Here is a 13,158-nt window from a genome sequence, read left to right on the forward strand (position 1 = left end):
TACAGACGAAACCAATACTCGATTAGCCGCCGACAATGCGATAGTTTGTCCCACTGATAGAACAGTTGGATTTCCCCATGCAAGACCTCAATGATCTCTACTATTTCGCCAAAGTGGTCGAGGCCGGTGGATTCGCTGCCGCCGGCCGCTTGCTCGGTATCCCCAAGTCGCGGCTGTCACGGCGAATTGCCGAACTCGAAGAGCGCCTCGGCGCCCGTTTGCTGCAACGCACGACCCGGCAATTGAAACTGACGGCGGTCGGCGAACGTTATCTGCGCCATTGCCAGGCGATGTTGCTGGAAGCGGAAATGGCCGATGAAGCGGTGGCGAGTATGTCCAGCGAACCGCGTGGACGCTTGCGCGTGTCGTGCCCGACCGGGCTGGCGCATGAGATGTTGCCGTTGGTGATCAGCAGTTTCCTCGACAAATTCCCGCAGGTGCAGCTTGAGGTCATCCTGCTCAATCGCCGGGTGGACCTGATCAACGAAGGTATCGACGTCGCGCTGCGCGTGCGCGAACACGGCGATGAAGACCCGATGCTGGTCACCCGGCGGTTGCGTCAGGCACAAATGGTGGTGGTCGCCAGCCCCTCGTTTATTCAGGATGCACAAATCAATCATCCGCAGGATCTGAAAAGTCTGCCGGTGCTCGGCGCGCTGGAACCTGATCGCCTGGTGCATGTGCGCCTGATCGATCAGAACGCCAAAAGCTGCGATCTGGCGTTGGAAGCCCGACTAGGCATCGACGATTTTGTGGTGCGCAAAGCTTGCGTCCTCGCCGGCCAAGGGTTCACGTTGCTGCCGATGATGTTTTGCGAAGCGGAACTCGACAACGGCACACTGATACGCTTGTTGCCCGAGTGGTCATTGCCCGGTGGCTGGCTGCAAGCGGTGTATCCGCATCGGCGCGGGGTGATGCCAGCGGTGCGCGCGTGGATCGACCACTTGGTCGAATCGTTCAATGCCTGCGGGGAGCGGCTGCTATGAAAAAAGCAAAGATGAGCGAAACGGATGTTGCCGACTTCTGCCTGGCATTGCCCGGCGCACGCGAGGATTACAAATGGGGCGGCGTGCGGGTGTTTTCAATTGCCGGCAACAAGATGTTCGCCTTGCAGGGGCTGCGCGGCGATTCACTGGCATTCAAGGTCGACAAGGATTTGTTTCTCGGCCATTGCGACCGTCCGGGCATTCACCCGGCGCCGTATCTGGCGCGGGCGCAGTGGATCATCATGCACCCGCCCTACCCGCTGGGCGCCGAGGAACTGCAAGGGCTGTTGCAACGTTCGCATCAACTGGTGGTGGGCAAACTGCCGAAGAAAACTCAGGTCGGACTGCTGCTTTAGAACATCGCCGAAAGCGTCGAACCGATGAACAACTGATCAATCCAGAACACCTGATGCAACACCACGATCAGCCAGAACAGAATCTGAAACGACACCTTGCGCGTCTTGTGCCGGAACACTTGCTGGGCGATCAATGCGCCGGGCCAGCCGCCGGCCAGTTCCACTGCGTGCAGGACATTTTCCGGGATGCGCCAAGCGCCAGTACGGGCCTTGTGTTTGTCCGCCCAATACAGCAAAACCGCCAGCACGCTGACCACCGCATAGGCCGTCAGCGCTACCCGCGAGATCCCGTCCAGCCACATCGACGCGGCGCCAAACAGTGGCAACGCGCAGACGATCAGCAACACCAGCAGTTTCAACTTCAGGTACTGAATGTTGCTCCCCGATGAACGCTGATCCGGGCGGCGTGAGCGGGCATCATTCATGGCTTGGCTGCCGACCAGTCAACCCAGCCAAACTGCCAGGTCGCCAGAATCACCAGACCAAACACGATTCGGTACCAGGCAAACGCCGCATAACTGTGGCTGGCGATGAACTTGAGCAAACCGCGTACCGCGATCATCGCGAAGATAAACGCTGTGACGAAGCCAATCGCGAACACCGGAAAATCCGCCGGCACGAACAGGTCGCGATACTTGTATCCCGAGTACACCGCCGCGCCAACCATGGTTGGCATGGCGAGGAAGAACGAAAACTCGGTGGCGGTCTTGCGTGACAAGCCAAACAACAGACCGCCAATAATCGTCGAGCCGGAGCGCGAGGTGCCGGGAATCATCGCCAGGCATTGGGCGAAGCCGATCTTCAAGGCGTCGGTCCAGTGAATTTCGTCGACAGTTTCAGCGTGTACCTCGTGCTGGCGCTGTTCGGCCCACAACATGATGATGCCGCCGATCACCAGCGCTGCAGCCACGGTGATCGGGTTGAACAGGTATTCGTGGATCAGGTCGGCAAAGATCACCCCCAACACCACCGCCGGTAGAAACGCGATCAGCAGGTTGGCGGTGAACTTGCGTGCACTCGGCTGAGTCGGCAAACCGACGACCACATCGAGAATCTTGCGGCGAAACTCCCAGACCACCGCGAGGATCGCGCCGAGCTGAATAATGATGTTGAACGCCATGGCCCGCTCGCCACCGAAGTTGAGCAAGTCGGCAACGATGATCTGGTGTCCGGTACTGGAAATGGGCAAAAACTCCGTCAGCCCCTCTACAACTCCAAGAATCAGTGCCTGCAAGGCCGTCCAAAGATCCATCAATCCCCCAAGAAGCGATACCCGCTGGCATGCCCCGATAATATTTTTCCAACTGTGCACTGCGTCCAGCGTAGCTGGCTGTTTCTGTAGCGTTTTCCCGGCGCAGAGGATCGCTGCAAAACAGTCAAAATTGCGTGAAAAATCAATCTCGACTCAGGTTTTTCCGCGCGGGGCCGAAATCCTAACAGACACGCCGTATTAGCGCTGGTGCGCTGTACGACTTGAGTCGCGTATGCCCGGTCACACAAAACGTGGTTGGATGCTGGCGGTGAGTTATTACAAGAAAAAGAAATCGGAGTGACAGCGTTATGAACAGCTTGCGCAGTGTGTCGATCAGCCGACGCTTGTGGCTCATCTTGATTGTGGCCGTGGTGATGTTGTTGACCTTGGGCGTGTTGATGCTCAAGCAGATCCACGACGACCTCTATCACGCCAAAGCCCAGAAAACCCAGCACGTGGTGCAGACGGTCAGCGGTTTGCTGAACTATTACCAGGGCCTGGAAACCGCCGGCAGCCTGACCCGTGAAGCCGCGCAGAAACAGGCGCTGACCGCCATTCGCGGCTTGCGCTATGACCAGAACGACTATTTCTGGATCAACGACCTCACGCCCGTGATGGTCATGCACCCGACCAATCCGAAACTTGAAGGCCAGAACCTCTCGGCGATCCGCGATCCGGACGGCTTTGCGGTGTTCAACGAAATGGTCGCGATCGCCAAGGCCAAGGGCGCTGGGATGGTCGACTACCGTTGGCCGAAGCCCGGCGCCAGTGAGCCTGTAGCCAAGACTTCTTACGTGAAACTGTTCGAGCCGTGGGGTTGGGTCCTCGGTTCCGGAGTGTATGTCGATGACGTACAGGCCGAGTTCCAGGGCCAGGTGATCAAAGCGTCAGTCGCGGGCCTGGTGATTGCGCTGATCATGGTGCTGCTGGTGGTCCTGATTGCGCGCAGTATCGTGCGCCCGTTGCAGGAAACCGTAAACGCCATGGCCAACATCGCCAGTGGTGAAAGCGACCTGACGCGCAGTCTCGACACCCACGGCCAGGACGAAGTCACGCAACTGGCGCATCACTTCAATGCCTTCACCGCCAAGTTGCGCGGGGTCATCGGCGACTTGCAGAAATCCGCCAGCGCACTCGGCCAGTCGTCCAGCGAACTGGGCAACGATGCGACTCAAGCGCAACAGCGCAGCCAGCAACAGTCGCAGCAGATGGAACTGGTGGCCACCGCCATCAACGAAGTCACCTACGGCGTGCAGGACGTGGCGAAAAACGCCGAACACGCCGCCAGCGAAATGCGCGACGCCGAGGCACAGGCGCAGCAGGGCCAGATCAATATCGACGGCAGCCTGCAACAGATCGACAAGCTCTCGGGGACTATCGACCAAGCGGTGGAAGTGATTCGCACGCTGGCGGCCGAGAGCACGCAGATCGGCAGTGTGCTGGAAGTGATCCGTTCGATTGCCGAACAGACCAACCTTCTGGCGCTCAACGCGGCGATCGAAGCCGCGCGGGCCGGTGAACAAGGTCGCGGTTTTGCGGTGGTGGCTGACGAGGTGCGTTTGCTGGCGCAGCGTACGCAGAAATCGACCGCTGAAATCCAGACGATGATCGAACGTTTGCAGAATCACTCGGAAGCGGCTGTGAAGGTGATCGGCGACAGCAGCAAGGCCTCGCAACTGACCATCGAACAGGCGGGGCTGGCCGGTGCGAGCCTGAGTGCAATTGGTCAGGCGCTGCGTAACCTCAACGGTCTGAACGCTTCGATTGCCAGTGCCACGCTGCAACAGGCGCATGTGGTTGAAGACATCAACCAGAACGTTACTCAGGCTGCCGGACTGTCGCACAGCACGGCGCTGGCCGCGAAGCAGTCGAGCGTGGCCAGTGCGCGGTTGGGCCAGTTGAGCGAACAGTTGAACAGCCTCCTGCGCCAGTTCCGCGTGTAATTTCTCTCCCCTGTGGGAGCTGGCTTGCCAGCGATTGCGGTGTGTCATTCACCAAAAATGCTGGCTATGCCGACGCAATCGCTGGCAAGTCGAATCGTCGCACCGCAGCTCCCACAGGATTTGTGGCAAACCACAGTTATGGCGTGGAATGCTGACCTCCGCAGGTTTTTCGGTACAATCCGCGCCCTCCTCCATTTCCTCCAAGGATCTCGCATGTCCGGGCTTGAACTGTTTGCTGCCGCCCTCGGGGTGATCGCGGTCTGGCTGACGGTCAAACAGAATCCTTGGTGCTGGCCGATCGGGCTGGTCATGGTGCTGCTTTACAGCTGGGTGTTCTTTGAGGTGAAGCTGTATTCGGACATGTTGTTGCAGGTCATCTATGCCGCGCTGCAGGTCTACGGCTGGTGGCAATGGACCCGCGCCGGCTCGATGCATGACGGGCGCCAGGTGAGCCGACTCGCCCCCCAGTCGATTGTCAAAGGCCTGGCTATCGGTGCCGTCGGCAGTCTGGCGCTCGGCGCAGCCATGGCCCACTGGACCGACGCTGCGCAGCCGTGGCTCGACGCCGCGCTGACCGGTTTCAGCCTGGTTGCGCAATTCTGGATGGCACACAAACGCCTGCAATGCTGGGCACTGTGGTTCGTACTCGATGTGATTTTCGTCGGGCTGTTCCTCTATAAAGGGCTGTACCTGACTGCCGCGCTGTATGCACTGTTCACGCTGATCGCGGTGCAAGGCTGGCGCGAATGGCGTGCCGATCCGGCGTTGCGCGCATGAAAGTCGTGGTCCTGACCGGCCCGGAATCCACGGGCAAGAGCTGGCTGGCAGCGGCGCTGCAAGAACAATTCGGCGGCCTGCGGGTGGACGAGTACGTGCGCTGGTTCATCGAGCAGAACCCGCGTGACACCTGCCTGGCAGATATCCCCGAGATCGCCCGCGGCCAGTTGCACTGGGAAGATCAGGCGCGCGCGCAACAACCGCCGCTGCTGATTCTCGACACGCACTTGCTGAGCAATATTCTGTGGAGTCAGACGTTATTCGGCGATTGCCCGGCATGGCTGGAGCCAGAGTTGCTCAGTCGTCATTACGATCTGCATCTGTTGCTCTCGCCGGAGCAGATCGACTGGACCGATGATGGCCAGCGCTGCCAGCCGCAACTGAGTGAGCGCAGGGCATTCTTTGACGCCACCTCCTCCTGGCTGCAATTGCATCAGCAACCCCTGCTGATAATTCAGGGAGACTGGCTCGAGCGTCGCCGCCAGGCTTGCGCTGCCGTGGCCGAGCTGCTGGCAGGCTGACCCATTCTGCGGGGGGGCTGTGCCCCTGTTTTCCCCTGCTTTGGGGCACAAGTGTCCATTCCTGAAACACATCTGCGGGTGCAAAGTGCCCGTCTCAACGCCCTTCATCAGTTTGTCACGGGACTTGTTACGCAGATGAAACACCTGCGCGCAAACCCTTGTGCCAGAGCTTTGCAATGCCAATCGGCAGTTACCGCGCCGGGTGGGTGTTTCACGGTTGAAACAGTTTCTGTATCAGCAGCGCGGCATCGCAACTCAAGCCTTTGAATCCACGGCAATTTCAAAAAGCGGCACAGCTTTCGCTCTCTCCTTCACAACGCTGAACAGGCCCAGCCCACTGAAGAAGGAATTGCCGCCGTGGGGAATATTCAAAAAGCCTTTACTTGCCTCGTGCTGATCGGATCAGCCGCCAGCCCTTTTATCAGTTTCAACGTTCAGGCCGAAGGCAATGGCGTGATCGTACTCAATCGTGACGTGCAACCGATCCCGATTGGCCGCAATGGCGGCAAAGATCCCTATCCCACCACCGTCAATGCCAACCCTTCGGCGCGCATCAACTCGACGTTGAACAGTACCGAACTCAATGACGGTGATTTTGCCGGCGTCGCCAGCGGGTCCTCCATCCGCGGCAACATCAATACGCCAAGTTCCAATCTGCCCGGCATGAACACCCTAACCAACACCAACGGTTTGCCCGGCATGAGAACCGGCACTGGCGGCGGTGCCGGCGGTTCGATCTCGAATACCGTGAACCGGGCCATGAGCACTGGCCTGGCCCCGCTGACCCGCATGGCTGGAGGCCAATAAGATGACTCGTTCTCTGCTCCTGCTTGCCTTGCTCGGCTGCACCAGCGCAATGGCCGATCCATCCTCGATCAACCAGGCAGACATCCAGAATTCCGGCGTCCAGTACAAAGGCAATTTCAACGTCAACCAGGCCGCTGGCGACCAGATGCAGCAGGCCAACGTCAAGGCGATCGCCATTGGCACTGAGTCAAACGCCAGCACCCGCGTGATTCAGAAGATCGATACACCCGCCGACCGCTCGATGAACGCCAGTTCAACCATCGGTGGCACCTCTTTCAGTAATGGCAACGGGATCCTGGGCGTGAACCAAGGCGCCGGTGCCAACAACCAGATGGCCAATGTAACGCGCGTCAGCATCAGTGCCGGCCCGCAGAGCATTGACGATAGCGCCCTGTCGCAACAGAACGTGGCGTTGTTACCGAGCTCAGGAGCAACTGGCACCCCAACCGGCAGTCGCCAGGTCACGACAAGTGATCAGGCCTTCACCGGCAGCCGAGGGGTGATTCAGGTGAACCAGAGTGCCGGGGTGGGGAACCGTATGGCTAACACCCTGAGCATCCGGGTCGCAGACTGACCCATATAAAAAGCAGTGCAATTAGAAAGTACCAACACTTAACCAACTAATAAGCACGGAGAAACACCATGAAACCTACAATGGCTCTCAAACCACTGGTTTTCGCACTTGCAGCAGTGATGGCAATCGCAGCACAGGCAGGCGGTCGTGATGATGATCACGGTCATGGTAATGGGCATGGTCCGAAAGGCCCTACCCTGGAACAACTTCTGCAAATTACCGCGGGTGCTGGCGCCGCTGTGCTCGACGAGCAAAACAGCGACGGCAACGAGGTGAACAACCAAGGCACCAAAAACACCGCCAATGCCAGTGACTCGCTCAACGGTTCCAACGGCAACATGGGCGCCAACGTGGCAGCCGGCGACGGCAACCAGCAAGACAACGCTGCAGCCTTGGCTACCGCCGACGAAAGCTTCATCTTCGGCACTGCTGTTGCTGTCTCGAGTGCGACTCAAGTCAACAACAACAACTATGTGAAAAACTCGTCGACCACCAATACTGCAACACTCAACAACGCTGGCAATAACGGTTCCGGCAACATCGGGATCAACGTGACTGCCGGCAACTTCAACCAACAGAAAAACAACCTGGCAATCGCTGTATCGGGTGGTCGCGTCGCGTCTGCCGCTGCTGCTGCCAACCAGTCCTCCACTGGCCTGGTTGTCGACAACAAAGGCGTACGTACCTACAAAACCGACACCCTCACCGGCACTTATGCAGCGGCTGGCGTGTTCAAAGCCAAAGGCACTGCAACCATCGAAGACGATAACGATCACGGCGGTTGGGGCAATCGTGGCGGCGGCCACGGCGGCAACGATGACCAGAAAGCCAAGTTCGAAGCCGTGGGTACCTTTGGCCTCGCTGGCGTGACCACTCAGCAAGTGCTGACCAAAGATGGCTGGAAAGCACCTGTCGTCAACAACGCCAACATGACCAACTCGATGAACAACTTCTCCGGCAACGGCGGAGCCAACGTCTCGGCGGGTGTGGGCAACCAACAAAGCAACTCGCTGTCCATCGCCGCAGGTTGCAAAGCCTGCATGTAATCGCGATCGAAACGAAAGCCCCGGAAACGGGGCTTTTCCTCAGTCCGCAAAGGCGTATCGATCATGCGTAAAACTGCCCTTATCGCCCTGCTTTGTCTGTCTGGCCTGAGTCAGGCTGCACAGATGCCGGTCGCTGCCCTGCCGGGTGGTGTGCTGGTCTACAAGGATGTGCAAAGCCTGCGTGAGCGCAAGTTTGCCGACATAGTCCAACAAAAAACCGATTTCAGTTGCGGCGCCGCTGCACTGGCTACGGTATTACGCCAGGCTTATTGGCTCGACGTCGATGAGGAGCACATCATCAAAGGCATGCTGGTCAACGCTGACCAGGACCTTGTTCGTACTCAGGGTTTTTCCATGCTCGACATGAAGCGCTATATAGAAAGCATCGGCATGCGCGCCAGGGGCTACAGGATTCCGCCGGAGAAGCTCGATTCAGTAACGATTCCGGTGGTGGTACTGATGGACATTCGCGGCTACAAGCATTTCGTGGTTTTGCAGCGTGCTGACAAGGATTGGGTTTACATCGGAGACCCGGTTCTGGGCCATAAACGCTACAAGCACGATGATTTTGTCAAAGGTTGGAACGGTATTGTGTTCGCCATCGTCGGCCCCGGATATGACAAGGCCAATGCCTTGCGCAGCCCTCCGCTGCCGCTGACTGCGAAAAACAAGCTGGATGGCTTCAACCCTGTCAAAGATGCTGAATTGATGGATTTCGGGTTCATACAGAGCGACTTCTTTTAATCGCCGATTATAAAGAGTGGGACTGGATGTCCCGGGAGCAGCAAATGAAAACCTCAGACTGGCTGGCCGCCGCCTGCCTGGCAGCGAGTGCGTCAGGCTATGCCAATGCAGGATTCAAGCCCATCGAAATCAAGGACCAGGAGCTGGCCGAGCTGCGTGGTCGATATGTCATGCCGGGGCGAATCATCAGCTTCGGCATTGTCATGAGCAGTACCTGGCGCAACGCCAGTGGCGATCTGATCGGGGCAGCGACCTCGATGCAACTTCAGGCTGCATCAGTCAAACCTGAATTCTACGTCCAGACCATCAAAGAACACGGCAACGGCAGCACCCCGCAACTGGGGACTGGCGAAGTCATTGGTGGTGCCGGGCTCAACAGTTCCCAGGGGATAACGCAAAGCGTACGCGCCGCGGGTGATGGCAACACGGCCACCAACAACGTCGCGATCAACGTCAAGGAAGCCGCGCAGGCGCCCGCTTTGATGCCAACCCAGGGCCAGGCCTTGATGGCCGGGCAGACCATCACCGGCAGCAACGCCGCCGGCAATGTGGCGGTGTCGGCCACCAACGGTGGTGTACAAATGGCCATTCAAGCCTCGGGCAATCAGGGTACAGCGCTGCAACAGGTCGCTCAGGGCGGTTTGCTGCAAAATACCCGTCTGCTCGGTAGTGCCAACGTGGTCAACAACCTGACTCAACTCAACGTCGTGTTGAATAACAACGGCATGAGTGCCGGTGCACTGGACTGCAACCTGACCCAACTCAGAGCACTACGCAGTATTGGATATTGAACTACGCTGAGTCTCGATCATTGGGCTTAAAGGGACGGCTTATTCATGTATCGATCAGTATCACTGCGCGCCGCTGTATGTTTGAGCACTCTACTGCCGGCCGCCATGCTGCAAGCGGCACCTAATGCCGATGTAGAGGCTTTGAAACAGGAGCTTCTGGAGCTTAAGCAACGATACGAATCACAACAGAAAGCCCTGGCGGTACTCGAACAACGGGTCCGTCAGGTCGAAGATCAGCCCGCTTCCCCGCCACCAAAACGTCTGGCCAAGTCGCCATCCGACATGAAAGGCAATCGCGTAGCCACCGGGACGGGGGCTGCCGCAGCGTCGGGGGGCGCAGCGGGAGGCAGTGGCGCATCTTACGGTCAGTCCCTGGCCGATGATTCGCAGCCGGCGCAGAGCGTGTCCAACCTGTACGACGAGGCCAGTGGCTTCTTCGGTGGCGGCAAGTTCAGTGTCGAAACCGGGGTGACTTACTCGCGCTACGACACGCGCCAACTGATCCTCAACGGCTTCCTCGCGCTGGACTCGATCTTTCTCGGCAACATCAACCTCGACCGGATCAAGGCCGACACCTGGACCCTCGATCTCACGGGCCGCTACAACTTCGATAACCGCTGGCAGTTCGATCTGAACGTGCCGGTCGTGTATCGCGAATCGACTTACCAGTCGGGCGGTGGCAATCAGGGCGCGGCAGGTGTGACCACGGAAGAAACCGTCACCAAGGATCCAACCATTGGCGACGTCAACTTCGGGGTGGCTTACAAGTTCCTCGACGAGTCGGTCAACACTCCGGATGCGGTAGTCACATTGCGGGTCAAAGCCCCTACCGGCAAGGACCCGTTCGGGATCAAGCTGCGCCAGACCGATGCCAACTCCAACCTGTTCGTGCCTGACACACTGCCAACCGGCAACGGTGTCTGGTCGATCACACCGGGCATCTCGCTGGTCAAGACGTTCGACCCGGCCGTACTGTTCGGCAGCCTGTCCTACACCCACAACCTCGAGGAGTCGTTCGACGACATCAGCTCGACCGTCAACCAGAAAAACCCGGGCAAGGTGCGCATTGGCGACAGCTTCCAGATCGGTGCCGGCGTAGCCTTCGCACTGAACGAGAAAATGAGTATGTCGTTCTCGGTGTCTGATCTGGTGCAACGCAAAAGCAAGCTGAAACAGGATGGCGGGGATTGGGAGTCTGTGGTCTCCAGTGATGCCAACGCCGGTTATTTCAACATCGGCATGACCGTTGCTGCCACCGACAACCTGACCATCGTGCCGAACTTGTCGATTGGCATGACCGACGATGCGCCGGACTTTTCCTTCAGTTTGAAATTCCCTTACTACTTCTAGGTAATACCACCGGAGAACCTCTTCTTCCCCCCTCGGTTTGCCGGGGGGCGGAAGGAATGTGCTTGCTCCCGCCAAGCCCTCCTCACAGATGGCTCAACGGGGGACTTAGACGGTAGTTTTATATTTCGTAATGTTCTGAAAAACTGACAGTTCTGACAGTGGTCATTCGCTTCGGAGTAAGCTCACAATCGACCTACTGGCAGTGCTGTTGTGCCGGACCCAATAAATGGAGGATTACCATAATGGAAGTAGTAGAAGTCAGCGACATTCCCCAGCCCCTTAATATTGACATGGTCGGCAGGGCCTTGGCAGCAGCGGGATTTACAGAGTTTCATATAACGCATGAGGCGGTGACCGACTATAAATTCACAATCCGGCGCACCTACAAAGACAAGTTCGACGCGACTGCGGATCTGGGGGAGCTGCGCAAGCAGTTTGCCGTGCAACTAGAAGCGGTTCACGGTCCGGCGCAAGCGAAAAAACTTGCTGATAAGCTACTGATTATTCCGTACGAAACCGCGCACGAGTATTCACTGCGCATGATGGAGCTCGCTGGATCGGTATCTTATGGCGGACACGGGATGATCGATCGGTAAGAGATTTGTAAGGGGACAGATTTATTTTATTCATGCCCAAAAAGAAAGCCCCGCGATTGCGAGGCTTTCTTTTGGCTTCGTGCCTTCAACGAATCTGATGCTTATGCAACAACCGATAAAACGTAGGCCGTGAAACCCCGAGCACTTTCGCCGCCACACTCAGATTGTCACTGTGCCGATTCAACACATCACACAACGCCTGACGTTCCGCACGCGTCTTGTAATCCTCTAGCGTGCCCATCGGCGCAGCAATCGACTGCTGACTGATCAAACCTAGATCGCGCGCCTCGATCTGCCGACCTTCGGCCAGCACCAGGCCACGCCGCACGCGGTTAGCCAGCTCTCGCACGTTGCCCGGCCAGTCATGTTTACCCATGGCGATCAACGCATCTTCACTGAAGCTGCGCGGCCGGCGACCGGTTTCGTGGCTATAGAAGTGCGAAAAGTGGTTGGCCAACATCGACAAATCGCCATGCCGTTCGCGCAATGGCGCGGTGACCACTTGCAGGACGTTGAGGCGGTAGTACAAGTCTTCGCGAAAGCGTTTCTTCTCGATTGCCGCTTCGAGGTCGACGTGAGTCGCGGCCAACACCCGTACATCCACCGGAATCGGCTGACTGCCGCCCACGCGCTCAATATGTTTTTCCTGGAGGAAGCGCAGCAGATTGGCTTGCAGTTCCAACGGTAGATCACCAATTTCATCGAGAAACAGCGTGCCACCGTTGGCCGCTTCAATACGCCCGACCTTGCGCTGATGCGCACCGGTGAAGGCGCCTTTTTCATGACCAAACAGCTCGGACTGGATCAGATGCTCCGGAATTGCCCCGCAGTTGATCGCCACGAACGGCTTGCTGTGGCGCTGCGACTGCCGATGCAGCGTGCGCGCCACCAGTTCTTTACCGGTGCCGCTTTCGCCACGGATCAACACCGGCGACTCGGTCGGCGCCAGTTTGCTCAGCAGTTTGCGCAGCTCGCGGATCGGTTTGCTGTCACCGAGCAACTCGTGTTCTGGCTGATCAATATGAATCGTGCCCTGCCCGCGCAGGCGCGCCATGCCGAATGCGCGGCCGAGGGTGACCTGTACCCGCGACACGTCAAACGGCAAGGTATGAAAATCGAAAAACCACTCGCAGACGAAATCTCCGACATTTTGCAGCCGCAGCACTTCCTGATTGAGCACGGCTATCCACTCGGTGCCGCTGCGACTGATCAGCTCTTTGACGGCTTCAGGCCGTTCAAGGTGAAAAGGCTGCAAACGCAGCAGGCCGACGTCGCAACTTCGGTCGCCGGCATGTTCCAGCGTACAACTGTCGACATCCCAGCCTGCCGCGCGCAATCCGGGCAATAGTCGATGACAGTCGTCACACGGATCGACCACCAATAAACGTCGTAACGCAGGCGCTTCGCTCATGACT

Annotated in this window: 15 protein-coding genes; 12 read left to right on the forward strand and 3 right to left on the reverse strand. The window is 58.1% G+C overall.

What is annotated here, in order from left to right:
• The first annotated feature begins 77 nt into the window (after positions 1–77).
• Both ACP7BN_RS00775 and ACP7BN_RS00780 read left to right on the forward strand, forming a co-directional pair.
• Positions 78–986, forward strand: a complete 909-nt coding sequence (locus ACP7BN_RS00775; RefSeq protein ID WP_426200869.1) for a LysR substrate-binding domain-containing protein — start codon at positions 78–80, stop codon at positions 984–986.
• The gene (locus ACP7BN_RS00780; RefSeq protein WP_420649833.1) at positions 983–1,342 is read left to right on the forward strand and encodes an MmcQ/YjbR family DNA-binding protein; all 360 of its coding nucleotides are present in this window, start codon (positions 983–985) and stop codon (positions 1,340–1,342) included. Before ACP7BN_RS00775 ends, ACP7BN_RS00780 begins: the two co-directional genes overlap by 4 nt.
• Here the strand turns inward: ACP7BN_RS00780 and ACP7BN_RS00785 are convergent.
• Both ACP7BN_RS00785 and ACP7BN_RS00790 read right to left on the reverse strand, forming a co-directional pair.
• The gene (locus ACP7BN_RS00785) at positions 1,339–1,767 is read right to left on the reverse strand and encodes a DUF1294 domain-containing protein (protein ID WP_426200870.1); all 429 of its coding nucleotides are present in this window, start codon (positions 1,765–1,767) and stop codon (positions 1,339–1,341) included. The two genes, ACP7BN_RS00780 and ACP7BN_RS00785, sit on opposite strands and share 4 nt — an antisense overlap.
• Entirely contained in the window at positions 1,764–2,594 is an 831-nt protein-coding gene (locus tag ACP7BN_RS00790) for an undecaprenyl-diphosphate phosphatase (RefSeq protein WP_426200872.1), read from the reverse strand. The genes ACP7BN_RS00785 and ACP7BN_RS00790 overlap by 4 nt, the downstream gene beginning before the upstream one ends.
• Before the next feature lie 308 nt (positions 2,595–2,902).
• On the opposite strand from ACP7BN_RS00790, the gene ACP7BN_RS00795 reads away from it, so the two are divergent.
• From ACP7BN_RS00795 to ACP7BN_RS00840, 10 genes are all read left to right on the forward strand, one after another.
• A complete protein-coding gene (locus ACP7BN_RS00795) occupies positions 2,903–4,537 on the forward strand; it encodes a methyl-accepting chemotaxis protein (RefSeq protein ID WP_426200874.1) in 1,635 nt (544 codons plus the stop codon).
• Between the two features lie 213 nt (positions 4,538–4,750).
• Positions 4,751–5,314: a nicotinamide riboside transporter PnuC gene (pnuC, locus tag ACP7BN_RS00800; protein ID WP_426200876.1), complete on the forward strand. Its 564-nt coding sequence runs from the start codon at positions 4,751–4,753 to the stop codon at positions 5,312–5,314.
• Positions 5,311–5,835 carry an AAA family ATPase gene (locus ACP7BN_RS00805; RefSeq protein ID WP_426200877.1) on the forward strand — a complete coding sequence of 175 codons (525 nt, stop codon included), beginning with the start codon at positions 5,311–5,313 and terminating at the stop codon, positions 5,833–5,835. Before pnuC ends, ACP7BN_RS00805 begins: the two co-directional genes overlap by 4 nt.
• Positions 5,836–6,192: 357 nt before the next feature.
• Entirely contained in the window at positions 6,193–6,642 is a 450-nt protein-coding gene (locus ACP7BN_RS00810) for a hypothetical protein (RefSeq protein ID WP_426200879.1), read from the forward strand.
• A 1-nt stretch (position 6,643) separates the two neighbouring features.
• Positions 6,644–7,216: an adhesin gene (locus tag ACP7BN_RS00815; RefSeq protein ID WP_420649840.1), complete on the forward strand. Its 573-nt coding sequence runs from the start codon at positions 6,644–6,646 to the stop codon at positions 7,214–7,216.
• Positions 7,217–7,284: 68 nt separating this feature from the next.
• Complete coding sequence (locus tag ACP7BN_RS00820; RefSeq protein ID WP_420649841.1) at positions 7,285–8,262, forward strand: heme utilization protein; 978 nt, start codon at positions 7,285–7,287, stop codon at positions 8,260–8,262.
• Between the two features lie 63 nt (positions 8,263–8,325).
• Entirely contained in the window at positions 8,326–9,006 is a 681-nt protein-coding gene (locus ACP7BN_RS00825) for a C39 family peptidase (RefSeq protein WP_420649842.1), read from the forward strand.
• A gap of 44 nt (positions 9,007–9,050) precedes the next feature.
• The gene (locus ACP7BN_RS00830; protein ID WP_426200881.1) at positions 9,051–9,797 is read left to right on the forward strand and encodes a hypothetical protein; all 747 of its coding nucleotides are present in this window, start codon (positions 9,051–9,053) and stop codon (positions 9,795–9,797) included.
• A 45-nt stretch (positions 9,798–9,842) separates the two neighbouring features.
• Positions 9,843–11,147, forward strand: a complete 1,305-nt coding sequence (locus ACP7BN_RS00835; protein WP_420649844.1) for a hypothetical protein — start codon at positions 9,843–9,845, stop codon at positions 11,145–11,147.
• Between the two features lie 242 nt (positions 11,148–11,389).
• Complete coding sequence (locus tag ACP7BN_RS00840) at positions 11,390–11,743, forward strand: hypothetical protein (RefSeq protein ID WP_426200883.1); 354 nt, start codon at positions 11,390–11,392, stop codon at positions 11,741–11,743.
• Positions 11,744–11,828: 85 nt separating this feature from the next.
• Here ACP7BN_RS00840 and ACP7BN_RS00845 read toward each other — a convergent pair whose 3' ends face one another.
• The gene (locus tag ACP7BN_RS00845; RefSeq protein WP_420649845.1) at positions 11,829–13,154 is read right to left on the reverse strand and encodes a sigma 54-interacting transcriptional regulator; all 1,326 of its coding nucleotides are present in this window, start codon (positions 13,152–13,154) and stop codon (positions 11,829–11,831) included.
• Between the last annotated feature and the right edge of the window lie 4 nt (positions 13,155–13,158).

The organism is Pseudomonas sp. TWP3-1, from assembly GCF_049896625.1.
Classification (GTDB): Bacteria; Pseudomonadota; Gammaproteobacteria; order Pseudomonadales; family Pseudomonadaceae; genus Aquipseudomonas.

What these genes read in the sequence shown, in the direction of transcription:
- ACP7BN_RS00825 (WP_420649842.1), top strand. Translation starts at nt 8,326, where the DNA reads ATGCGTAAAACTGCCCTTATCGCCCTGCTTTGTCTGTCTGGCCTGAGT.
- ACP7BN_RS00795 (WP_426200874.1), top strand. Translation starts at nt 2,903, where the DNA reads ATGAACAGCTTGCGCAGTGTGTCGATCAGCCGACGCTTGTGGCTCATC.
- ACP7BN_RS00780 (WP_420649833.1), top strand. Translation starts at nt 983, where the DNA reads ATGAAAAAAGCAAAGATGAGCGAAACGGATGTTGCCGACTTCTGCCTG.
- ACP7BN_RS00805 (WP_426200877.1), top strand. Translation starts at nt 5,311, where the DNA reads ATGAAAGTCGTGGTCCTGACCGGCCCGGAATCCACGGGCAAGAGCTGG.
- ACP7BN_RS00785 (WP_426200870.1), bottom strand. Translation starts at nt 1,767, where the DNA reads ATGAATGATGCCCGCTCACGCCGCCCGGATCAGCGTTCATCGGGGAGC.
- ACP7BN_RS00815 (WP_420649840.1), top strand. Translation starts at nt 6,644, where the DNA reads ATGACTCGTTCTCTGCTCCTGCTTGCCTTGCTCGGCTGCACCAGCGCA.
- ACP7BN_RS00820 (WP_420649841.1), top strand. Translation starts at nt 7,285, where the DNA reads ATGAAACCTACAATGGCTCTCAAACCACTGGTTTTCGCACTTGCAGCA.
- ACP7BN_RS00835 (WP_420649844.1), top strand. Translation starts at nt 9,843, where the DNA reads ATGTATCGATCAGTATCACTGCGCGCCGCTGTATGTTTGAGCACTCTA.
- ACP7BN_RS00830 (WP_426200881.1), top strand. Translation starts at nt 9,051, where the DNA reads ATGAAAACCTCAGACTGGCTGGCCGCCGCCTGCCTGGCAGCGAGTGCG.
- ACP7BN_RS00775 (WP_426200869.1), top strand. Translation starts at nt 78, where the DNA reads ATGCAAGACCTCAATGATCTCTACTATTTCGCCAAAGTGGTCGAGGCC.
- ACP7BN_RS00845 (WP_420649845.1), bottom strand. Translation starts at nt 13,154, where the DNA reads ATGAGCGAAGCGCCTGCGTTACGACGTTTATTGGTGGTCGATCCGTGT.
- pnuC (WP_426200876.1), top strand. Translation starts at nt 4,751, where the DNA reads ATGTCCGGGCTTGAACTGTTTGCTGCCGCCCTCGGGGTGATCGCGGTC.
- ACP7BN_RS00790 (WP_426200872.1), bottom strand. Translation starts at nt 2,594, where the DNA reads ATGGATCTTTGGACGGCCTTGCAGGCACTGATTCTTGGAGTTGTAGAG.
- ACP7BN_RS00840 (WP_426200883.1), top strand. Translation starts at nt 11,390, where the DNA reads ATGGAAGTAGTAGAAGTCAGCGACATTCCCCAGCCCCTTAATATTGAC.